Origin of the sequence: Salinicola endophyticus (assembly GCF_040536835.1) — a bacterium.
GTDB classification, from domain to species: Bacteria; Pseudomonadota; Gammaproteobacteria; order Pseudomonadales; family Halomonadaceae; genus Salinicola; species Salinicola endophyticus_A.
Window position 1 is genome coordinate 2,381,120 of record NZ_CP159578.1, and the last position, 20,511, is coordinate 2,401,630.

Annotated in this window: 20 protein-coding genes, 2 tRNA genes and 1 pseudogene; 8 read left to right on the forward strand and 15 right to left on the reverse strand. The window is 64.9% G+C overall.

The window, feature by feature from the left end; all coding sequences use genetic code 11:
- Positions 1–8 precede the first annotated feature (8 nt).
- From mobA to ABV408_RS10800, 6 genes are all read right to left on the reverse strand, one after another.
- Complete coding sequence (gene mobA / locus ABV408_RS10775; RefSeq protein WP_353978963.1) at positions 9–617, reverse strand: molybdenum cofactor guanylyltransferase MobA; 609 nt, start codon at positions 615–617, stop codon at positions 9–11.
- Positions 614–1,243, reverse strand: a complete 630-nt coding sequence (gene upp, locus ABV408_RS10780) for a uracil phosphoribosyltransferase (RefSeq protein ID WP_353978964.1) — start codon at positions 1,241–1,243, stop codon at positions 614–616. The genes mobA and upp overlap by 4 nt, the downstream gene beginning before the upstream one ends.
- Positions 1,244–1,371: 128 nt before the next feature.
- Positions 1,372–2,064 (reverse strand): uracil-DNA glycosylase, encoded by a 693-nt coding sequence (gene ung / locus ABV408_RS10785; protein WP_353978965.1) that lies wholly within the window; start codon positions 2,062–2,064, stop codon positions 1,372–1,374.
- 50 nt (positions 2,065–2,114) lie between these two features.
- Positions 2,115–2,603: a xanthine phosphoribosyltransferase gene (gpt, locus tag ABV408_RS10790; protein WP_353978966.1), complete on the reverse strand. Its 489-nt coding sequence runs from the start codon at positions 2,601–2,603 to the stop codon at positions 2,115–2,117.
- Between the two features lie 54 nt (positions 2,604–2,657).
- A complete protein-coding gene (locus tag ABV408_RS10795; RefSeq protein ID WP_106420074.1) occupies positions 2,658–3,206 on the reverse strand; it encodes an adenine phosphoribosyltransferase in 549 nt (182 codons plus the stop codon).
- A gap of 217 nt (positions 3,207–3,423) precedes the next feature.
- A complete protein-coding gene (locus ABV408_RS10800) occupies positions 3,424–4,032 on the reverse strand; it encodes a riboflavin synthase subunit alpha (RefSeq protein WP_353978967.1) in 609 nt (202 codons plus the stop codon).
- Positions 4,033–4,337: 305 nt separating this feature from the next.
- Here ABV408_RS10800 and rutR point away from each other — a divergent pair.
- The 5 genes and pseudogenes from rutR to ABV408_RS10825 all read left to right on the forward strand — a co-directional run bounded on the left by rutR (position 4,338) and on the right by ABV408_RS10825 (position 8,364).
- Positions 4,338–4,982: pseudogene (rutR, locus tag ABV408_RS10805) on the forward strand (HTH-type transcriptional regulator RutR).
- 148 nt (positions 4,983–5,130) lie between these two features.
- Positions 5,131–6,174 carry a methionine ABC transporter ATP-binding protein gene (locus ABV408_RS10810; protein ID WP_353978968.1) on the forward strand — a complete coding sequence of 348 codons (1,044 nt, stop codon included), beginning with the start codon at positions 5,131–5,133 and terminating at the stop codon, positions 6,172–6,174.
- Complete coding sequence (locus ABV408_RS10815) at positions 6,155–6,808, forward strand: methionine ABC transporter permease (protein ID WP_353978969.1); 654 nt, start codon at positions 6,155–6,157, stop codon at positions 6,806–6,808. Before ABV408_RS10810 ends, ABV408_RS10815 begins: the two co-directional genes overlap by 20 nt.
- Before the next feature lie 173 nt (positions 6,809–6,981).
- Entirely contained in the window at positions 6,982–7,782 is an 801-nt protein-coding gene (locus tag ABV408_RS10820; RefSeq protein WP_353978970.1) for a MetQ/NlpA family ABC transporter substrate-binding protein, read from the forward strand.
- A 108-nt stretch (positions 7,783–7,890) separates the two neighbouring features.
- The gene (locus ABV408_RS10825; protein ID WP_353978971.1) at positions 7,891–8,364 is read left to right on the forward strand and encodes a GAF domain-containing protein; all 474 of its coding nucleotides are present in this window, start codon (positions 7,891–7,893) and stop codon (positions 8,362–8,364) included.
- 16 nt (positions 8,365–8,380) lie between these two features.
- On the opposite strand, the gene ABV408_RS10830 is transcribed toward ABV408_RS10825, so the two are convergent.
- The 9 genes from ABV408_RS10830 to ABV408_RS10870 all read right to left on the reverse strand — a co-directional run bounded on the left by ABV408_RS10830 (position 8,381) and on the right by ABV408_RS10870 (position 16,008).
- Complete coding sequence (locus ABV408_RS10830; RefSeq protein ID WP_353978972.1) at positions 8,381–9,220, reverse strand: HDOD domain-containing protein; 840 nt, start codon at positions 9,218–9,220, stop codon at positions 8,381–8,383.
- A gap of 207 nt (positions 9,221–9,427) precedes the next feature.
- The gene (locus ABV408_RS10835; protein WP_353978973.1) at positions 9,428–11,161 is read right to left on the reverse strand and encodes an ABC transporter substrate-binding protein; all 1,734 of its coding nucleotides are present in this window, start codon (positions 11,159–11,161) and stop codon (positions 9,428–9,430) included.
- A 116-nt stretch (positions 11,162–11,277) separates the two neighbouring features.
- Positions 11,278–11,550: a DUF2160 domain-containing protein gene (locus tag ABV408_RS10840; protein WP_035471599.1), complete on the reverse strand. Its 273-nt coding sequence runs from the start codon at positions 11,548–11,550 to the stop codon at positions 11,278–11,280.
- A 44-nt stretch (positions 11,551–11,594) separates the two neighbouring features.
- Positions 11,595–12,395 (reverse strand): carbohydrate ABC transporter permease, encoded by an 801-nt coding sequence (locus tag ABV408_RS10845; RefSeq protein ID WP_035471598.1) that lies wholly within the window; start codon positions 12,393–12,395, stop codon positions 11,595–11,597.
- 6 nt (positions 12,396–12,401) lie between these two features.
- Positions 12,402–13,265: a carbohydrate ABC transporter permease gene (locus ABV408_RS10850; protein WP_035471596.1), complete on the reverse strand. Its 864-nt coding sequence runs from the start codon at positions 13,263–13,265 to the stop codon at positions 12,402–12,404.
- The gene (locus ABV408_RS10855; protein WP_353978974.1) at positions 13,252–14,364 is read right to left on the reverse strand and encodes an ABC transporter ATP-binding protein; all 1,113 of its coding nucleotides are present in this window, start codon (positions 14,362–14,364) and stop codon (positions 13,252–13,254) included. Before ABV408_RS10855 ends, ABV408_RS10850 begins: the two co-directional genes overlap by 14 nt.
- Positions 14,365–14,374: 10 nt before the next feature.
- The gene (locus tag ABV408_RS10860; RefSeq protein ID WP_353978975.1) at positions 14,375–15,472 is read right to left on the reverse strand and encodes an ABC transporter ATP-binding protein; all 1,098 of its coding nucleotides are present in this window, start codon (positions 15,470–15,472) and stop codon (positions 14,375–14,377) included.
- A 357-nt stretch (positions 15,473–15,829) separates the two neighbouring features.
- Positions 15,830–15,906, reverse strand: a tRNA-Val gene (locus ABV408_RS10865).
- A gap of 25 nt (positions 15,907–15,931) precedes the next feature.
- Positions 15,932–16,008: transfer RNA gene (locus ABV408_RS10870), tRNA-Val, on the reverse strand.
- Positions 16,009–16,672: 664 nt separating this feature from the next.
- On the opposite strand from ABV408_RS10870, the gene ABV408_RS10875 reads away from it, so the two are divergent.
- From ABV408_RS10875 to ABV408_RS10885, 3 genes are all read left to right on the forward strand, one after another.
- A complete protein-coding gene (locus ABV408_RS10875; protein ID WP_353978976.1) occupies positions 16,673–17,464 on the forward strand; it encodes a DeoR/GlpR family transcriptional regulator in 792 nt (263 codons plus the stop codon).
- A gap of 258 nt (positions 17,465–17,722) precedes the next feature.
- Positions 17,723–19,255 carry a glycerol-3-phosphate dehydrogenase gene (gene glpD, locus ABV408_RS10880; RefSeq protein ID WP_353978977.1) on the forward strand — a complete coding sequence of 511 codons (1,533 nt, stop codon included), beginning with the start codon at positions 17,723–17,725 and terminating at the stop codon, positions 19,253–19,255.
- A gap of 117 nt (positions 19,256–19,372) precedes the next feature.
- Positions 19,373–20,446: an endonuclease/exonuclease/phosphatase family protein gene (locus ABV408_RS10885; RefSeq protein ID WP_353978978.1), complete on the forward strand. Its 1,074-nt coding sequence runs from the start codon at positions 19,373–19,375 to the stop codon at positions 20,444–20,446.
- Positions 20,447–20,511: the final 65 nt, after the last annotated feature.

Sequence of the window (20,511 nt, forward strand, 5' to 3'; positions counted from 1 at the left end):
TCTCGCCCTCATCTTTCGCTCTCACCGCCACCACCGGGCGAGCGTTCGGCGCGCTCGCGCTCCTGCGGTGTGTTGAGATTGGCAAAGCTCGCGCCGCGGTCAGCGAAGTCGACCTGGCACCAGCGGTGGCGCTGGTAGAAGTCGAGCACTCGCCCCGCGCCGCTCTCCAGCCAGCGCGCGAGATCCGCCTCGAGGGAGGTACGCACCAGCGCCGTCAATGGTTGCAGCCGTTCGCCGTCGTGCACTACGACGATATCGGCCGATTCCGCCGCCCGCGCCAGCCGCCGGCAGAGATCGGGCGGCAGCCAGGGCGTATCCACCGGGGCCAGCAACAGCCAGGGCGTGGTGGCGACACGCATGGCAGCGTGCGCGCCGGCCAAAGGGCCGGGAAAATCGGGCACGCCATCCTCGACCACCGGTACCCCGTAGCCGCGGTAGCGCGACAGATGGCGGTTGGCGCTGATCACCAGTGCGCCGACCTGAGGGCGCAGGCGCGTCAGCACGTGCTCGATCAGCGGACGCCGGGCGAGTTCCACCCAACCCTTGTCCTCACCGCCCATGCGCCTCCCGCGGCCACCGGCCAGCACCACGCCGGTGATCTCGGCAGTCGCGATCACCGGGTGCCGAAGATCTTGTCGCCGGCATCACCCAGCCCGGGCACGATATAGCCGTGCTCGTCGAGCTTCTGGTCGACCGCCGCGGTGTAGATCTCGACCTCGGGATGCGCCTGCTGAACGCGTTCGATGCCCTCCGGCGCCGCCACCAGCACGATCACCTTGATCTGCTGGCAGCCCCGCGCCTTGAGCATGTCCAGCGTCGCCACCATGGAGCCGCCGGTGGCCAGCATGGGATCGATGACGATCGCCAGGCGTTCGTCGAGGGCACTCACGAACTTCTCGAAATAGGGCACCGGCTCGAGGGTCTCTTCATTGCGATAGAGGCCGACCACGCTGATGCGCGCGCTGGGAATGAGATCGGTGACGCCATCGAGCATGCCCAGGCCGGCGCGCAGGATGGGCACGATGGTGACCTTCTTGCCCTTGATCTGCTCCACCTCAATCGGCTCACCGTTCCAACCCTCGATGGTCGCCGGCTCCAGCTCCAGGTTCTGGGTCGCTTCGTAGGTCAGCAGCTTGGCCACTTCGCAGGCCAGCTCACGAAAACTCTTGGTGCTGATATCGGCAGCCCGCATCAGTCCGAGCTTATGTTGAACCAGCGGATGGGCGATGGGATGAACACTCATGAATAGGCGCCTTCGTCAGCATTGAAAAACACGCCCATTGTACGCGACAAGCCCACCTTGCGGCGACGCGAACTCATCCCGCCGGCGAGCGGGTCAGCCGACGGGCCGGCCGGGGCCGGCGGCGCCACTCACTCAGGTGTCGCCGGCAGCTGCCAATCGATGGGATCGCGCCCGCGGGCGGCAAGAAAGGCATTGGCCTGGGAGAAGTGGCGCTGACCGAAGAAGCCGCGATGGGCGGAGAGCGGCGACGGGTGCACCGAGTGCAGCACCAGATGGCGCTGGCGGTCGACGAAGCTGGCCTTCTTCTGGGCGTAGCTGCCCCAGAGCAGGAAGACCACGCCCTCGCACTGCTCGTTGACCACCTGGATGGCACGATCGGTGAAACGCTCCCAGCCACGATTGCGGTGCGAGCCGGCATTGCCCTGCTCCACCGTGAGCACGCTGTTGAGCAACAGCACACCCTGACGCGCCCAGTGCTCGAGAAAGCCGTGGGAAACCGCCGTGGTGCCGACGTCCTGGGCCAGCTCCTTGTAGATGTTCTGCAGCGAAGGCGGCGTGGGCACGCCTGGGCGCACCGAAAAGCACAGGCCGTGGGCCTGGTTGGGACCGTGGTAAGGGTCCTGACCCAGAATCACCACCTTGACCTGCGATAGCGGGGTCAGCTCGAAGGCGCGGAACCAGTGCGAGGAGTGCGGGTAGATCACCTTGTGCGCCGCCTTCTCGGCGGCCAGGAAGGCGCGCAGCTGGTGCATGTAGTCGGCGTCGAACTCCGCCCCCAGCTGGCTGTTCCAGCTGTCGGGCAGCGGCGTTTTCGCAGGCATGCCTTGGACTCCCAGGGGATGGACGGTGGCGTGGCTTGCGGATGGCGCGCTCACGGTTTGGGCGCGCGCACCTGATCGACCAGCGGCTCGACGTAGGCGTGACCCAGATCCCAGGGGAACTGGATCCAGCAGTCCTGGGCCACCTCGGTGAGATACTGGTCGACCAGCGGCCGCCCTTCCGGCTTGGCATAGACCGTGACGAAATGCGCCTTGGGTAGCATCTCACGTACCGCTCGCGCGGTCTTGCCGGTGTCGACGAGGTCATCCACCAGCAACCAGCCGTCGCCGTCGTGATCGACCCCTTTCATCACATCGAGCTGGCCCTGGGACTGCTCGTCATAGCTCCTGATGCACACCGTGTCGATCAAGCGCACGTTGAGTTCACGCGCGATCAGGGCCGCGGGAATCAGCCCGCCGCGAGTGATCGCGACGATCCCCTTGAAGTCACGCTCGACCAGATGATGGCAGAGCGTGCGCACGTCCCGGTGGAGTTGATCCCAGGAAATCGTGAACAGCTGATGATAACGATTGGCGCTCATGCTCTTGTCCCACCCGATGATGGCGCCGCCGCCGGTGATCGGCGGCGGTGTGAATCACTCGTCTTCGTTGAAGCTGCACACGGAGAAGACGCTGTACCCTGCCTCGCGAATCTTGGCCGACCCGCCCAGCTCGGGCAGATCGAGGATCGAGGCCAGCTCGACGATGTGGCCCCCACTGCGGGTGATCAGCGATGCCGCGGCAAGCATGGTGCCGCCGGTAGCGATGAGATCGTCGATGATCACGATGCGGTCGTGCTCGCGGAAGGCATCCGAGTGCAGCTCGACGGTGGACTCGCCGTACTCCAGCGTGTAAGTCTCGCTGATCGTCTTGAACGGCAGCTTGCCCTTCTTGCGCACCGGCACGAAACTGCAGCCCAGTTCGTAGGCCAGCGGCGCGCCGACGATGAAACCGCGTGCGTCGACCGCAGCGATGGCATCGACCTCGAGTTCCTGATAGCGGTGCACGAAGCTGTCGATCAGCTTGCGGAAGGCAGCGCTGTTCTGCAGAAGCGGCGTGATGTCACGGAAGTTCACGCCGGGCTGGGGCCAGTCCGGCACGGTACGGATGACCGACTTGATATAGTCGCCGTAGATACTGCTCATCTAAAGAAACTCCATTGGCCGGAATCGGCGCATCCTGGTGAGGGTACCCGCGCGGCTGACTCTCGGGCACCGCCCCTCTAGTGCTGACGTTCTCGTACTGACATTCTGGCGCTGACCACAGCACACGCCAGAAGACGAGGCACAAAGGCGCTTATGTTACCCAAGCCGCCGCAGCGACGCGACCCATGTGCCGCCACATGGACGCTGGGTGGCCGAACTAGCGCCGAGCGGCCAGCACGCGCTCCACCGTCTCGACGATAGCCTGGGTCTGCGGGTCGATCTCGATATTGACCTGATCGCCGGGCAGGCGCTCACCGATGGTGGTACGCGCCAGCGTCTCCGGGATCAGATTGACGCAGAAGCGCTCGCCACGCACCTCGCCGATGGTCAGACTGATGCCGTCGATACCGATATAGCCCTTGTCGAACACGAAGCGTTCGAGCCCCGCCGGCAGCGCGAACCACAGCCGCCGATTGTTGGGCGCCTCGTCGACCTCGGTCAGCCGCGCCATGCCCATGATATGCCCGGACATGGCATGGCCGCCGATCTCGTCACCGAAGCGCGCAGCGCGCTCCAGATTGACCCGATCACCGACCTTGAGCGCGCCGAGATTGGTCAGGCGTAGGGTCTCGCGCATCAGATCGAAGCTGACGTGCTCGCCATCGATCGCGGTGACCGACAGGCAGCAGCCGTTGTGGGCCACCGACGCGCCCAGCGCCAGCCCTTCACGCATCGCCGGCGACATCGCCACCACATGCGTGTGCAATTGCTCGCGTGGTTCGATGGCGACCACGGTCCCCATATCCTGAACGATCCCGGTGAACATCGCAGCGATCTCCTCTATCACAGTTGAGCCTGCGGCCGAGCCAGCAGTCGGGCACAAGACGAGCGGGAAACCCCAGCCCGGCAGCCCGTTTGCCAGACGCGCCCAGAGCGCTGCGTAGGGTAGCACGCGGGCGCACGCGCGACATTGACGCCCATCGCGGGGCCCACCTACTATGACGGCCGCGTGATCTGGCCCAGCCCCAATGGGAACCAGCAGCGGAGCGACGGCTCGTCACGGCACCGCGACACCCGGTCGCCCGCAGCCCCTCTGTAACGAACGATAGCCATGAGTCAGCGTTGCAGCCCATGACCAGCTCCCCCCGACCGACCACAGCGCGGGCGCGTGCCAGCGAAGCGCGGCGCCAGACCATTCTCGATGCGGCGCTGTCACTGTTCTCGCAATTCGGCCTGCACGGCGCCAGCCTCGACGCCATCGCCGAGCTCGCCGGCGTCTCCAAGACCAATCTGCTCTACCACTACGCCAGCAAGGAGACGCTCTATCTGGCGGTATTCGAGCGCATTCTGCAGAGCTGGCTGGTGCCGATGGATCTGATCTGTGCCGAGACGCCGCCCGAGATCGCCATTCGGGGCTATATCCAGTGCAAGCTCGAGCTGTCACGCGACCAGCCACAGGCGTCGCGTCTCTACTGCCTGGAGGTGATCCAGGGGGCGCCACTGCTGGGCCAGGTGCTGGCCGAGCAGCGCAGCCTGATGGCCGACAAGTCACGCGCGGTGCAGCAGTGGATCGACCGCGGCCAGCTTGCCCCGGTCGACCCCTATCACCTCATCTACCTTCTGTAGAGCACCACCCAGCACTACGCCGATTTCGCGGTGCAGATCCAGGCCATCTCCGGCCAGGATCTCTCCGATCCGGCGTTCTTCGCCGCCAGCGTCGACAACATCCAGCGCATCGTGCTCGGCGGATTGCTGCCGCGATCAGAGCAGGGGTGACCCGCTCCCGTCCGCCAGCCCGCGGCTGTCGCCCTGCCCTGTCCCGATCAGTATACTAGCGCGCTTCGTCGACGCCGGGGCCACGCTCGCGCCACGCCCCACGGCGTCTTACGCCTCCATGCACGCCCCCAGGGTAGCGATACGTTTCATGATCACACTTGAACGGGTTTCCAAGACCTACGGCAGCGGCGGCCGCGCGGTGCAGGCACTCGAGGATATCGATCTGACGGTGCCCAAGGGCACCATCCACGGTGTCATCGGGCTGTCGGGCGCCGGCAAATCGACGCTGATCCGCTGCGTCAACCTGCTCGAGCGCCCCAGCGCCGGGCGCGTCTTCGTCGACGGCCAGGAGCTGACCGCGCTGAACTCGGCCCAGCTGCGCCAGGCGCGCCACCAGTGCGGAATGATCTTCCAGCATTTCAACCTACTGACCAACCGCAGCGTCTACGACAACGTGGCGCTGCCGCTGGAGTTGATGCGCGAGTCGCGCGGGGCGATCCGCGAGCGGGTCATGCCGCTGCTCGAACTCACCGGGCTGGCCGACAAGGCTCGCCAGTATCCGGCCGAGCTCTCCGGCGGCCAGAAGCAGCGCGTGGCGATCGCCCGCGCCCTCGCCAGCCGGCCCAAGGTGCTGCTGTGCGACGAGGCGACCTCGGCCCTCGACCCGCAGACCACCACCTCGATCCTGTCACTGCTGCAGGAGATCAACCAGCAACTGGGGCTGACGATCCTGCTGATCACCCATGAGATGGAGGTGGTCAAGAGCATCTGCCACCGGGTCGGGCTGATCTCCGACGGACGCCTGGTCGAGGAAGCCGACGTCGGCGATTTCTTCACCGCACCGGCGACCCGGCTGGGGCGCGAGTTCCTCAACGACTTCCTCGAACTCGAACCGCCTCAGGCGCTGGTCGAGCGGTTGGAATCCGAGGCCGGCGCGCACACCCACCCGGTGGTACGCCTGACCTTCTCCGGCGACAGCGTCTCGACCCCGCTGATCTCGCGGCTGGCGCGGGAGCACGGCATCGACGTCAGCATCCTGCAGGCCAAGGTGGAGTCGATCCAGGGCCGCACCCTGGGGCTGATGATCGCCGAACTGATGGGCAGCGCCGAGCAGACTCGCCAGGCGCTCGCCACGCTCGAATCCTTCGACCTGCATGTGGAGGTGCTCGGTCATGTCCAGCGCACTGCTTGATCTCGTCTGGCAATCCACCCTGGAGACGCTCTACATGGTGGCGATCTCCAGTCTGATCGCGGCCCTGCTCGGGGTGCCGCTGGGGGTGCTGCTCTACGTCACCCGGCCGCGCCAGATCCTGGCCCAGCCGGTGATCAACGGCCTGCTCGGGGTGATCACCAACGTCGGCCGTTCGATCCCGTTCATCATTCTGCTGGTGGCGATCATCCCCTTCACGCGGATGATCGTGGGCAGCTCGATCGGCACCAATGCCGCCGCCGTGCCGCTGACCATCGCCGCCATCCCGTTCGTGGCCCGCCTGGTCGAGGGCGCGCTCAACGAGGTCTCGCCGGGGCTGGTCGAGGCGGCACAGTCGATGGGCGCCACGCCGATGCAGATCATCCTCAAGGTGCTGCTGCCGGAGGCCCGCGGCGGCATCATCAACGGCCTCACCATCACCGTGGTGGCACTGGTGAGCTACTCCGCCATGGCCGGCGCAGTGGGCGGCGGCGGCCTCGGCGATCTCGGTATCCGCTACGGCTACAACCGCTTCAACCCCACCGTGATGCTGATCACGGTGGTGGTGCTGGTGGTGATGGTGCAGCTGTTCCAGAGCCTGGGCGACTATCTGGTGCGCAAGAGCGACCACAAGTGAATCGTGGCGCTGGCGCCGTGGGGCGCGAGTCGACCCGGTCCGATGATGCTGACCATTAGCCTTCATAACCAGAATGCATTACCAAGAGCGCGGTTATTCCGTTATATTGATTCGGTCACGCGCGGCCGGCTACCGGCCGCCATTCGCCTCATCGATCAGGGAGAGTTTCGTCAATGCCGATTTCACTCACGCGCGCACTCGGCGCCACCGTTCTCGGCCTGGGGCTGATCACCGGTACCGCTCACGCGGCTGACGACACCATCAAGGTCGGCACCATGGCCGGTCCGGAAAGCGATGTCATGCAGGCCGCCAAGCAGGTCGCCAAGGAGAAGTACGGCCTCGACGTCGAGATCGTCGAGTTCACCGACTACGTCACCCCCAACGCGGCGCTGGCCGACGGCAGCCTGGATGCCAACGCCTATCAGCACGAGCCCTACCTGCGTGCGATGATGAAGGATCGCGGCTACGACTTCGCCATTGCCGGCAAGACCTTCGTCTATCCGATCGGCGCCTACTCGGCCAAGTACGACAGCATCGACGACCTGCCAGACGGCGCCACCATCGCCCTGCCCAACGACCCCACCAACGAAGGCCGGGCGCTGATTCTTCTGCACAACAAGGGACTGATCAAACTCGACGACCCGAGCAATCTCGAGGCCACACCGATCGATATCGTCGACAACCCCCACGACTACTCGTTCAAGGAGATCGAGGCCGCGCAGATGCCACGCATCCTGCCGGACGTCGACATGGCCTTCATCAACTCGACCTTCACCCAGCCGGCTGGCCTGACACTGGACGACGCGCTGATCAAGGAGGGGGCGGAGTCGCCCTACGTCAACCTGATCGTGGTGCGTGACGGTCATCAGAACGACAAGGCGGTGCAGGAGCTGGTCAAGGCCTACCAGTCCGACGCGGTCGAGCAGAAAGCCGAAGACATGTTCAAGGGCGGTGCCGTTCCCGGTTGGAAATGACCCCCGCGAACGCCATCTGAGAACCAGCGCCCCGGCGCTGGTTCTTTCGTTGCGGCGCCGCATCCGGCCCGCCGCCCCCTTCACTCACACCCAGGAGCGCCTTTGCGCATGTCCGCTCGAACCGATACCGACTACGCCAGCCTGGCGCGCCAGCTGCACGCTCTGCTCGACACCCGCGACTGGCTCACCAATGCCGCCCAGACCAGCGCCTTCTTGATGCACGCTCTCGACGCGCTCAACTGGGTCGGCTTCTATCTGCAGCGCCAGCCAGAGACTCTGGTGCTGGGTCCGTTCCAGGGCCAACCCGCATGCAACCCGATCCCCTTCAGCCGCGGGGTGTGCGGTGCCGCGGCGCGTTCGCGTACCACCCAACGGATCGACGACGTCCACGCCGTACCGGACCATATCGCCTGCGATGCCGCCTCGCGCTCGGAGCTGGTGGTACCCATCGTGGTGGAGGATCGGCTTTGGGGCGTTCTCGACATCGACAGCCCCCAGGCGGCACGCTTCAGCGCCGCGGATCAGGCCGGTATCGAAAGTCTGTGCCGGGTCTTCGTCGAGGCGAGCGATCTGGACGCCTGAGCCCCAGGGGTGGCCCTCACGCCTTGCCCAGAAACACCTCGAGCTCGTCATCGGCGCGCAGGCTCGACACGCTCTCTTCGTAGAGCGCCAGCAGATCGAGGGATAGCGGCCGGCGCACGTCGCGTGGCATCCCGCCCAGGGCATGCTCTTCGCGCTGGCCGTTGGCGACGTCGCGATAGATGCCGATCGCGAGATGCACGGCAGCGGCGTAGGGCGAGAACGGCTCGGCCTCCAGGGGTGTACTCTGATAGGTCAGCGCACGGCAGATGGTCTCGGGGAAACGCCAGCGGCGCCCCAGCTCCGCTCCCACCTCGCTGAAGGTGTAGCCGAACTGGCTCGACTCCAGCTCGCTGCGCGGCGCGCCCTGGGCGACCAGCGAGTCGATGCGCGCCATCACCTCGGGGTGAGCGATATGCATCAGCGCCGAGCCGACGTGGTGCAGGATGCCGCAGGTGAAGGCGGTCTCCGGCGACAGCCCCCCGACCCGGCTGTGGCGCACGATCGCGCGGGCCAGATTGGCGACCGTGAACGAGGTCTTCCAGAAGGCGCGCCGATCCAGCCCTGGCACGTGCTCGATCACCCCGACCATGCCCGAGGCGATCACCAGCGTGCGCACGCGCTCGAACCCCAGCAGCAGGATCGCATCGTCGATCGAGGCAACGTTGCGCCCGACGCCGTAGCGTACCGAATTGGCCGCACGTAGCAGCTTGAGACTCAGCCCCGGGTCCTTGCGGATGTTGGCCGATACCTGCTGAATGCTGGCGCGATCATCGTCGAGACTGGCGATCAGCTCGGCGACCACCCCAGGGATGCTGGGCAGACGGTGAACATGTTCGAACAGCGGTTGATAGCGCATCGACGACTCTCCTCTGGGCCGACATCGACGCAAGGCTTGCGACAGGAACTGCCTACGCTCGCCGACGTGTCGTGCACAACCTGACCGAGTGACGGCACCTGCAGGCGCCCGGCCAGGGAAGGCAGCGGCAAGACAAACAAAAAGGCCCGCCGGGTTGGGCGGGCCATGATAGCGCTGCTGGTCGTCGTCAGCGACCGTTTTCCGCGCTCAGCTCTCCTGCCAAGACTTGACCATCTCGGCGTAGGGAACGGTCTTGCCCTGCGGCTTCTCGTTCTCGAGCTTGGGCTTGGGCGCGCCCGGCTGGTCGAGCCAGTACTGCGCATCACGCGGCTCGTTGAGCTTGGGCCCGCACTGCGGCTGGACATTGGCGCGTTCGAGACGCTCCATGATCCGGTCCTGGGCATCGGCCAGGCCATCGAGCGCATTCTGCACGCTGGTCTCGCCGCTGACCGCGCGCGAGATGTACTGCCACCACAGCTGCGCCAGCTTCGGATAGTCGGGCACGTTGGTACCGGTCGGCGACCACTCCAGCCGCGCCGGGCTACGATAGAACTCTACCAGCCCGCCCAGCTTGGGCGCGGCATCGGTCATCGCCTGGGACTGGATGTCGGACTCGCGGATCGGGGTCAGCCCCACCAGCGTCTTCTTCAGCGAGACCGTCTTGGAAGTCACGAACTGGGCATACAGCCAGGCGGCCAGACGGTTCTTCTCCGGGGTCGACTTCATGAAGGTCCATGAACCCACGTCCTGGTAGCCCTTCTTCATGCCCTTCTCCCAGTACGGCCCCACCGGCGAAGGCGCCATGCGCCACTTGGGCGTGCCATCGGCGTTGACCACCGGCAGCCCCGGCTTGGTCATGTCGGCGGTGAAGGCGGTGTACCAGAAGATCTGCTGCGCCACGCTACCCTGGGCGGGTACCGGGCCAGCTTCGGAGAAGGTCATGCCCTGCGCTTCCGGCGGCGCATAGGCGTGCAGCCAGTCGATGTACTTCTGAGTGGCAAAGACCGCCGCCGGGCTGTTGGTACCGCCGCCCCGCGACATGCTCGACCCCACCGGGTGACAGTTCTCGACCCGGATGCCCCACTCGTCGACCGGCAGACCGTTGGGCAGGCCCTTGTCACCCTCGCCGGCCATCGAGAACCAGGCATCGGTGAAGCGCCAGCCCAGCGACGGATCCTTCTTGCCGTAATCCATGTGGCCGTAGACGCGCTTGCCGTCGATCTCCTTGACGTCGTTGGTGAAGAAGTTGGCGATATCCTCGTAGGCCGACCAGTTGACCGGCACGCCGAGTTCGTAACCGTACTTCTGCTTGAACTTGGCCTTGAGATCGGGATCGTCGAACCAGTCGGCGCGGAACCAGTAGAGGTTGGCGAACTGCTGGTCGGGCAGCTGATAGATCTTGCCGTCCGGGCCGGTGGTGAACGACAGCCCGATGAAGTCGTCGAGATCCAGCGTCGGCGAGGTCACGGCAGCGGCATCGCCCTTGATCATGTCGGAGATCGGAACCACCTTGCCGTAGCGCGAGTGGGTCCCGATCAGATCGGAGTCGTTGACGTAGCCGTCGTAGATGTTGCGCCCCGACTGCATCTGGGTCTGCAACTTCTCGATCACGTCACCTTCCTGCAGCAGATCGTGATGCAGCTGAATCCCGGTGATCTCGCTGAACGCCTTGGCCAGTACCTCGGACTCGTACTTGTGGGTGGTCAGCGTCTCCGATACCACGTTGATCTGCATGCCGCGGAACGGCTTGGCCGCATCGATGAACCACTGCAGCTCCGCCATCTGCTGCTCGGGGCTCAGGGTCGAGGGGGTGAATTCATCCTGCAGCCAGCGCTTGGCCGCATCCTGGTACTGGTCGGCCTGGGCCGCACCGCTGGCGAGTATCAGGCTCAGCAGGCCGAGCGTGAGCGGCCGATAGCTGGCGTGGGCTTGTCTGAACATAGCGTTACCTCGGTTTTTGTGTGGTTCTGCGCCCTGACGGAGGCGGCGACCCACGGCCGCGCGAGTGACTCCGTCAGCGAGTGCTCCAGTGACGTCCAGCTCGATTTTGCGGTGTCTCACCCCCATTTCAGCAGTGCGATCAGTCCCGCCACGCATACCAGCGTGACGATCCACAGCGGCCAGCCGGTCAGCGCCAGTGCCAGCAGATGGGCATAGGCAGCGGCCAGCAGGCCGATGAACAGGCGATCGCCACGGGTGGTGGAGATCGGCAGGAACCCCTTGCGCTGGTGTCCCGGCGACACCGTCTGCCAGATCGACATCCCCACCAGCATCAGCGCGATAATCACGAAGAACGACGCCGTCGGCAGCGTCCAGGCCATCCAGCTCATCAGCGTTTCCCCCTAGCACGAAGGCTCGAATCGATTGCCATGGCTCACACCCGCCCCAGGGCGAAGCCCTTGGCCACGTGGTTGCGCACGAAGTAGATCACCGCGATGCCCGGCAGCAGCGCGACCACGCCAGCGGCCGCCAGCACGCCCCAGTCGATCCCGGAGGCGGAGACCGTACGCGTCATCTGCGCCACGATCGGCTTGGCGTCGACCGAGGTCAGGGTGCGAGCCAGCAGCAGCTCGACCCACGAGAACATGAAGCAGAAGAAGGCCGTCACGCCGATCCCCGGACGGATCATCGGAATGAAGATGAAGACGAAGAAGCGCGGGAAACTGTAGCCATCGATATAGGCGGTCTCGTCGATCTCCTTGGGCACCCCGGACATGAAACCCTCGAGAATCCACACCGCCAGCGGCACATTGAACAGGCAGTGGGCCAGTGCCACCGCGATCGGGGTATCGAACAGCCCCACCGCGGAGTAGAGCTGGAAGAACGGCAGCAGGAACACCGCCGGCGGTGCCATGCGGTTGGTCAATAGCCAGAAGAACATGTGCTTGTCGCCGAGGAAGCGATAGCGCGAGAAGGCGTAGGCCGCCGGCAGCGCCACCAGCAGCGAGATCGCCATGTTCATCGATACATAGGTGAGCGAATTGAGATAGCTGGTGTACCAGCTCGGCTCGGTGAAAATGACGCGATAGTTGTCCAGCGTCGGCGCCACCGGCCACAGCGTCAGCCCGCCCAGGATCTCCTGGTTCGACTTCAGCGACATGTTGATCAGCCAGTAGATCGGCACCAGGATGAATACCAGATAGAGCAGCATCACCAGACTCTTGCGCACGTGCATGGCGTCTCACCCCTTGTCGTCGTTGTGGGTCATGGCGGTATAGAACACCCAGGTCACCAGCAGAATGATCAGGAAGTAGATCAACGAGAACGCCGCTGCCCGGCCCAGATCGAACTGCCCCAGCGCCATCTGGGTCAGGGTCTGGCTGAGGAAGGTGGTCGCCGTGCCCGGCCCACCGCCGGTGAGCACGAAAGGCTCGGTGTAGATCATGAAACTGTCCATGAAGCGCAGCATCACCGCGATCAGCAGCACGTTCTTGAGCTTGGGCAGCTGGATGTAGCGGAACACCGCCCAGGCCGAGGCGCGGTCGATGCGCGCGGCCTGATAGTAGACGTCGGGTATCGAGCGCAGCCCCGAGTAGCACAGCAGCGCCACCAACGAGGTCCAGTGCCAGACATCCATGATCAGCACCGTGATCCACGCATCCCGCGGGCTGGAGGCGTAGTTGTAGTCGATCCCCAGGCCGTTGAGCAGCGACCCGTAGAGGCCGATGTCCTCGCGTCCGATGATCTGCCAGATGGTGCCCACCACGTTCCACGGCACCAGCAGCGGCAACGCCAGCAGAATCAGGCTGACCGGGACGCCGAGGCCGCGCCGCGGCATCGACAGCGCCACGATGATGCCCAGCGGTATCTCGATCGCCAGCACGCAGAAGGAGTAGATGAACTGACGCACCAGCGAATCGTGCAGGCGCGGGTCGCTGAGGATCTCGCGATACCACTCGGTGCCGACGAAGTAGCGCGTGCTCGGGTCGAAGATGTCCTGCACCGAGTAGTTGACCACCGTCATCATCGGAATGATGGCGCTGAAGGCAACCAGTACGAAGACCGGCAGTACCAGCCACCACGCCTTGTTGTTATAGGGCTTCATCGGAGATCTCCAGCAGCAGGTCGTTGGCGTAGAAGCGCATCCACGCCTCGGGCAGATGCAGCCCCACCGTCTCCTCGGCGAGGCTTGTGTACTCGTCGACCCGCACCTTGATGAGCTGGGTCGAGTCAGCGGTGAGCGCCACGTCGACGATCTTGAACGAGCCCTGGTCCTGGATCAGATCGACGCGCCCGGTCAGGGTCGCCTCGTCAGCCGGCACCAGCTCGACGAACTCCGGGCGGATGCCCAGCTGCAGTCGCGCGCCCTCTTGCGCGGCCAGGCGCACGTGCCACGCCTCGGGCAGCGCCAGCTCGATGCCGTGACAGTGAGCGCGCCCCGCCACGATCTCCAGCTCGAGCAGGTTCATCCCGGGGCTACCGATGAAGTAGCCGACGAAGGTGTGGCGCGGCGTCTCGAACAGTTCGCGCGGGGTGCCGAACTGCACGATCTGGCCGCCGTACATCACCGCGATCTTGTCGGCGAAAGTGGCCGCCTCGAGCTGATCATGGGTGACGTAGACCATGGTCACGTTGAAACGCTGATGGATCTCCTTGAGCTTGCGGCGCAGGCGCCACTTGAGCTGCGGATCGATCACCGTGAGCGGCTCGTCGAACAGGATCGCGGCGACATCGTCCCGCACCAGTCCGCGCCCCATCGACACCTTCTGCTTCTCGTCCGCGGTGAGATTGCGCGCCTTGCGCGCCAGCAGCGGCTCGATCTCCAGCGCCGCCGCCACCTCGCGCACGCGCGCCTCCACGGTCGCCTTCGGCTTGCCCTGATTGCGCAGCGGGAACGCCAGGTTGTCGAACACCGTCATGGTGTCGTAGACCACCGGGAACTGAAAAACCTGGGCGATGTTGCGCTGCTGCGGGCTCAGCGCATTGACCGCCTTGCCGTCGAACAGCACCTCGCCCTCGGACGGCGCCAGCAGCCCGGACATGATGTTGAGCAGCGTGCTCTTGCCGCACCCGGAGGGCCCCAGCAGCGCATAGGCGCCGCCCTGCTCCCACACGTGCTCCATTCGCCGCAGGGCGTAATCCTCTGGCGCGCTCGGATTGTCCTGATAGCTGTGCGCCAGTTGGGCCAAGCGAATCTCTGCCATGATCGTCTCCTCAGGCGCGCGCCGCGGTGGCAGGGAACGCCGGCGAGAGCAACAGCTCCCCGCCCGGCTCGAACACGAACATTTCGGTGCACGGCAGATGGATCTCGAGCGCCTGATCCACCGCCAGCTCGTGGATACCGCCCAGATGCGCGACCAGATCGATCTCGTCGTGATGCATATGCAGGAAGGTCTCGGAACCGCCGATCTCGGCCACCCGCACCTGTACCGGCAGGCACAGCGTTTCCACCGTGGACAGCGGCGCCAGCGACACATGATGCGGCCGCACGCCGAGGCGATAATGGCCCTCTGCCAGACGCTGCCAGGCCGCCGGCAGCGGCAGCCGCTGGCGGCCGATACGACACTCGCCGCCCGCGATCTCGGCCGCCATCAGATTGATCGGCGGCTCGCCGAACAGGCTCGCGGCCTCCATGTTGCAGGGCTGGCGATAGACCTCCCCGCTAGGGCCGCTCTGGACGATGCGCCCCTCCTTGAGCAGCACCGTGGTGCCACCCAACGCGAGCGCTTCGGCGGGTTCGGTCGTGGCGTAGACCGCCAGGGTGTCGCGCGACGCGAACAGCTTGCGCATCTCCACTCGCAGCGACTCACGCAGTTTGTAGTCGAGGTTGACCAGCGGCTCGTCGAACAGCACCAGGTCAGCGTCCTTGACCAGCGCCCGTGCCATCGCCGTACGCTGCTGCTGGCCGCCGGAGAGCGCCTGCGGATAGCGTCCGAGCAGATGGTCGATGCCCAGCATGTGGGCGGTCTCCTCGACCCGGCGCTGGATCTCGCTCCGCGCCACCTTGGCCTGCTTGAGCGGCGAGGCGATATTGTCGAAGACAGTCAGGGTGGGATAGTTTATGAATTGCTGATACACCATCGACACATTGCGTTGACGGACCGGCACATCGGTCATGTCGCGGCTGCCCAGCCATACGCGTCCACGGCTGGGCGTATCCAGCCCCGCCATCAGGCGCATCAGGGTGGTCTTGCCGGCCAGCGTATGACCGAGCAGGACGTTGAACGAGCCGCTGTCGAGCTGCAGATTGGCCTCGTCGATATAAGTCTCGCCGCGCACCTTCAACGTCACGTTTTCGAGTTGTAATGACATCGGCCGGAGAACCCCTTTGTTTTCTTTTCCGAGCATCGTAAAACAGCCATTCGAAAAAGCCATAGGGTGCGCCAGACGGCCCTGCCAGAAAATTGCTTAGCTCATGTTTAATAAGGATTAATATAATATTGAACCTTAGTATCAGCGACCATTGGACGAGACGAAAACCGTCCTTTTATTACGACTAAAGTCGCTATTTTTGTTGGCTTCCGAAAAGCTCGTCTTTTCGAAAAATGACATACCCGGTGCAGCGGAGAAACCTGGTGTGACGGTGGAAGCCGTGGACGAAACCAGAAAGGGAAAGCGTGAAGGGGACACAAACGCAAAACCCCAGGCCAAGGGCCTGGGGTTTCGAGATGGTAGGACCGAGCGGATTTGAACCGCTGACCTCCACGATGTCAACGTGGCGCTCTAACCAACTGAGCTACGGTCCTGCAAACTGGGGCATGTCAATGCGACTGGTAGGACCGAGCGGATTTGAACCGCTGACCTCCACGATGTCAACGTGGCGCTCTAACCAACTGAGCTACGGTCCTGCTGGTGTCGCTAAGGCGCTGACGTCAAAGTGTGACATCGTCTGCTGCTGCGCCTGAGTCATCCGGCCTGCCTCGCCGTGACAACGGAAGCGAATTCTACCCATGCCGCAGAGGATTGCAACCCTTCAGGTGTAAAAAAATTCGCCAAGCCGTTGTCTGACCTGACTTTAATCGCCCCCGGTAAGCAAATACTAGCTGCCCCGGGCACTCGGGCCACGGTGAAAGCCGTCACGCCGTGTTCGATGGTCCGGGCGACCACCGCCCTACAGCAGGCCTGGCGCGTCTGCCGCTGCGTTCGAAACCTTCGCGGCTCGCCCACGGTTCGAGGACTGACGTTTTGTCGCCATCGCTTCCGCCTTGACGCTTCGGCTCGCGACGCGCTCGCCCGCATGATTGACATGGCCTCCAACCGCATTTTCAGTTTCGATTGGCAACAATATGAATTCGCTTCCCAACACCTAGACCATGGTCTACCCCTACAAGGCCCTGCAGAAGGTGCCCCGGCCCCCTTTTATATGGCTGCGGGAGCGGCACCTTCTGATAATATTCGGATCACAACATCGGCCGTGCAGCTCGCCGGCCATGGCAGGACAACGCCACGCTCGCGCTTAGCCGGCCCGGCAACGGCGTTGTCACCGTGTCGCCAGCCGCCCCAGGACCCAACATGACTCAGCAGGACCGCCACGACGCCATCATCGCCCTGGTCAAGCGCCAGGGCTACGCCGCCATCGAGCAGCTGGCGACAGAGTTCAGCGTCACCCCGCAGACCATCCGCCGGGATCTCAACCAGCTCGCCGAGGAGGGCGCGGTACGCCGAGTCCACGGCGGTGCCGGGCTGGAATCGAGCACCGTCAACACTGCCTACCACACCCGCAAGACGCTCAATCTCGAGGCCAAGCGACGCATCGCCGAGCTGCTGGTCACCCAGATCCCCGACTCGGCGTCGCTGTTCATCAACATCGGCACCAGCAACGAATTCATCGCCGAGGCGCTGTGCCAGCACAGCGGGCTCGAGGTGATCACCAACAATCTCAACGTCGCCGCCATCCTGCAGCACAAGACCGACTTCAACGTCATCGTCGCCGGTGGCCAGGTGCGCTCCCGGGACGGCGGCATCATCGGCGAGGCGACGATCGACTTCATCAATCAGTTCAAGGTCGACTACGGGATCATCGGCATCAGCGGCATCGACCGCGACGGCTCGCTGCTGGAGTTCGACTATCAGGAAGTGCGCGTGGCCCAGGCGATCATCCGCAACTCGCGCCAGGTCTATCTCGCCGCCGACCACTCCAAGTTCCAGCGCAACGCCGTGGTACGCCAGGGCAACCTGAGCCAGGTCGACGCCTTCTTCACCGACCGCCAGCCGCCGGATACCCTGGTCCGCCTGATGCACGAGCACGGCGTCGAGCTGCATGTCGCCGGCGAACCGGGAGCGGGCCAAGCGGCATCGGATTGAGCCAGCGCCTGGCGTCGCGCCCTCCTGGTCCCACCCCGGATCGAGGCGGCGCCACGGTGCCACCGGGTCCTCGAGGTCGCTCCGGCGCGGTAACCAGCACGTCCCCTGTCGTGGTGCGGCCAGCGCACCTGCGACCAATGATCTAGCCTTCAACGTCAATTTTCACCGCGAAAGCGAGTCCCGCCTGTTGATGTTCGAAAATGATTGATCTATTTTCGTTTCCGAAAAGACATCTCACACCACGCGGGGGGAGACGGCATGAGCACGGTGGCTCAAGACAAGACCTACGACATGATCGTCGTGGGCGGCGGCATCAATGGCACCGGTATCGCCAACGATGCCGCCGGCCGCGGTCTATCGGTACTGCTGTGCGAACAGGCCGACCTGGCCAGCGCTACATCTTCCGCCAGCAGCAAGCTGATCCATGGTGGGCTGCGCTATCTCGAACACCGCGAGTTTCGGCTGGTCCGCGAAGCGCTGCGCGAGCGTGAGGTGATGCTGCGCAAGGCACCGCATATCGTCTGGCCGATGCGCTTCATCCTGCCCCACCAGCCGCACCTGCGCCCCGCCTGGATGATCCGTGCCGGGCTCTTCCTCTATGACCACCTCAGTCACCGCGACAGCCTGCCCAACGCCAAGCGGCTGACATTCGATGCCCAAGGTCCCCTCGTGCCGGAGATCAAGCGCGGCTTCGAGTACTCCGACTGCTGGGTGGACGACGCCCGCCTGGTGCTGCTCAACGCGCTCCAGGCCCAGGACAAGGGCGCCGATATCCGCCTGCGCACGCGCTGCAGCGCGGCGAGCGAGGAGAATGGCGGCTGGCGGGTGACCTTGGAGAACCGTCTCTCCGGCGAGACCAGCCAGGTACGCGGCAAGGTACTGGTCAACGCCAGCGGCCCGTGGGTCGAGTCCTTCGTCAAGGGCAGCGCCCAGCGCCAGTCACGCTACGGTATCCGCATGATCCAGGGCAGCCACCTGATCGTGCCGCGGCTCAACCAGGACGAGCGCGCCTACATTCTGCAGAACCAGGATGGGCGTATCGTCTTCGTGCTGCCCTACCAGCAGCACTACAGCCTGATCGGCACCACTGACCGTCGCTACCAGGGCGATCCGTCCCAGGTCGGTATCAGCGAGGAGGAGATCGGCTATCTGCTCGAGGTGCTCAATGGCCACTTCCAGCGTCAGCTCAGCCGCGACGATGTCATCGCCACCTACTCCGGCGTGCGGCCGCTGTGCGACGATGAGTCGGAAAACCCCTCGGCAATGACCCGCGACTACACCCTGGATCTCGACACCCACGGCGCCCCGCTGCTGTCGATCTTCGGTGGCAAGATCACCACCTATCGCAAGCTCGCCGAGGCGGCCCTGCACAAGCTGAAGCCGCTGCTGCCGCAGATGCGCGCAGCATGGACCGCCGAGGCCACCCTGCCCGGCGGCGACATCGATGGCCGCGAGGCGTTCGCCGCCCGCCTCCAGCGCGACTACGCGTTCCTGCCGACGGCGTGGACAGAGCGCTTCGCCTCCAGCTACGGCAGCCTGTGCCTTCACTTTCTCGATGGCGTCAAACGCCTTGAGACGCTGGGCGAGGAGTTCGGTGGCGGGCTGACCCGCGCAGAGGTCGACTATCTCATCGATCACGAGTGGGCCCGCGCCAGTGACGACATCCTGTGGCGGCGCACCAAGCTGGGCCTAGTGCTGACGCCGGCCCAGGTCGAGGCGCTGGACGCCTACCTCGCCACCCACCCCAGCCTGACCGCAACCAGCCCCGCGGTCGCCATGGGAGAGGTCTGACCGCATCAGCGATCTTCGCCTCGGGCGCGGTCCAGGGGGCCCGGCAAAAGCGGCGGTGTGTTCCTGGCCCTCTGCTACGCTGGAGGCACCCGCTGCTCTTTTCCGAGGATCTCCGCTTTGCAACTCCTGTTCACGCTGCTGGGCTGCCTGGTGCTGATCGTGACCCTGGTGCCCTATCTGCGGATTCGGCACTGGAGCGTGAGAAGCTTCGACTTTCCCCTGCTGCAGCTCGCCTGCATCGCCACCGCGCTGGCGCTGCTCCAGCTCGCCTGCCAACCCCACGCCTGGTGGCACTGGTGCGGCGTCGGCGCCAGCCTGATCGCCGCCGGCGTACAGTGGGCACGCATCTACCCCTGGACCCCACTGGCCCGCTGCGCCGTGGTCAAAGCGCGTGAGCGCGATGCCAGCCGCGAGATCACGCTGCTGGTCTCCAACGTGCTGACTCCCAACCGCCAGGCACACAAGCTGATCTCCCAGGTCGAGCAGCACCGACCCGACCTGCTGCTGACGCTGGAATCCGACCGCTGGTGGGGAGACCGCCTCGACGAGGCGCTGGGTGAACAGTTCCCTGACGCGGTGCGCATTCCGCTCGACAATCTCTACGGCATGCACCTCTATTCGCGCCTTCCGCTCGAGGAGGTCGACGTGAAGTGGCTGATCCAGGATGACATCCCCTCGATCCACGCCTGGGTGCGCCTGGAGAGCGGCAAGCGCGTGCGGCTGCATGCACTGCACCCGCGCCCGCCCGCGCCGTCCGAGAGCGACGAGTCACTATGGCGCGATGCCGAGCTGCTGTTGGTGGGCGAGGCGATTGTCGGGGACGAGCGGGCGACACTGGTGGCCGGCGACCTCAACGATGTCGCCTGGTCGCGCACCACCAAGCTGTTCTGCAAGGTCAGCGGCATGCTCGATCTACGCCGCGGCCGCGGTCAGTACAGTACCTTCCATGCCAAGTATCCGTTCATGCGCTGGCCGCTGGATCACGTCTTCGTCTCCGAGCAGTTCACGCTGGTGTCGATGCGCCGCCTGAAGGAGATCGGTTCGGACCACTTCCCGATGCTGGTCACCCTACGTCACGATCCCAGCCGGGCCGACGAGAACGAGCCGGAAGCCGCCGACGCCGAGGAGCGCCGCGACGCCGACGACACCATCGAAGAGGCCAAGGAGCGCCACGGCGAAGCGCCGGTGTGAGCTGACGCGCCGCTACCGATACACCAGCGCCACCCCGGAGGGTGGCGCTGGTGTATGCAGGTATA

Coding starts and splice junctions, on each gene's coding strand:
- upp (WP_353978964.1), bottom strand. CDS start 1,243: ATGAGTGTTCATCCCATCGCCCATCCGCTGGTTCAACATAAGCTCGGA.
- ung (WP_353978965.1), bottom strand. CDS start 2,064: ATGCCTGCGAAAACGCCGCTGCCCGACAGCTGGAACAGCCAGCTGGGG.
- gpt (WP_353978966.1), bottom strand. CDS start 2,603: ATGAGCGCCAATCGTTATCATCAGCTGTTCACGATTTCCTGGGATCAA.
- ABV408_RS10795 (WP_106420074.1), bottom strand. CDS start 3,206: ATGAGCAGTATCTACGGCGACTATATCAAGTCGGTCATCCGTACCGTG.
- ABV408_RS10800 (WP_353978967.1), bottom strand. CDS start 4,032: ATGTTCACCGGGATCGTTCAGGATATGGGGACCGTGGTCGCCATCGAA.
- ABV408_RS10810 (WP_353978968.1), top strand. CDS start 5,131: ATGATCACACTTGAACGGGTTTCCAAGACCTACGGCAGCGGCGGCCGC.
- ABV408_RS10815 (WP_353978969.1), top strand. CDS start 6,155: ATGTCCAGCGCACTGCTTGATCTCGTCTGGCAATCCACCCTGGAGACG.
- ABV408_RS10820 (WP_353978970.1), top strand. CDS start 6,982: ATGCCGATTTCACTCACGCGCGCACTCGGCGCCACCGTTCTCGGCCTG.
- ABV408_RS10825 (WP_353978971.1), top strand. CDS start 7,891: ATGTCCGCTCGAACCGATACCGACTACGCCAGCCTGGCGCGCCAGCTG.
- ABV408_RS10830 (WP_353978972.1), bottom strand. CDS start 9,220: ATGCGCTATCAACCGCTGTTCGAACATGTTCACCGTCTGCCCAGCATC.
- ABV408_RS10835 (WP_353978973.1), bottom strand. CDS start 11,161: ATGTTCAGACAAGCCCACGCCAGCTATCGGCCGCTCACGCTCGGCCTG.
- ABV408_RS10840 (WP_035471599.1), bottom strand. CDS start 11,550: ATGAGCTGGATGGCCTGGACGCTGCCGACGGCGTCGTTCTTCGTGATT.
- ABV408_RS10845 (WP_035471598.1), bottom strand. CDS start 12,395: ATGCACGTGCGCAAGAGTCTGGTGATGCTGCTCTATCTGGTATTCATC.
- ABV408_RS10850 (WP_035471596.1), bottom strand. CDS start 13,265: ATGAAGCCCTATAACAACAAGGCGTGGTGGCTGGTACTGCCGGTCTTC.
- ABV408_RS10855 (WP_353978974.1), bottom strand. CDS start 14,364: ATGGCAGAGATTCGCTTGGCCCAACTGGCGCACAGCTATCAGGACAAT.
- ABV408_RS10860 (WP_353978975.1), bottom strand. CDS start 15,472: ATGTCATTACAACTCGAAAACGTGACGTTGAAGGTGCGCGGCGAGACT.
- ABV408_RS10875 (WP_353978976.1), top strand. CDS start 16,673: ATGACTCAGCAGGACCGCCACGACGCCATCATCGCCCTGGTCAAGCGC.
- glpD (WP_353978977.1), top strand. CDS start 17,723: ATGAGCACGGTGGCTCAAGACAAGACCTACGACATGATCGTCGTGGGC.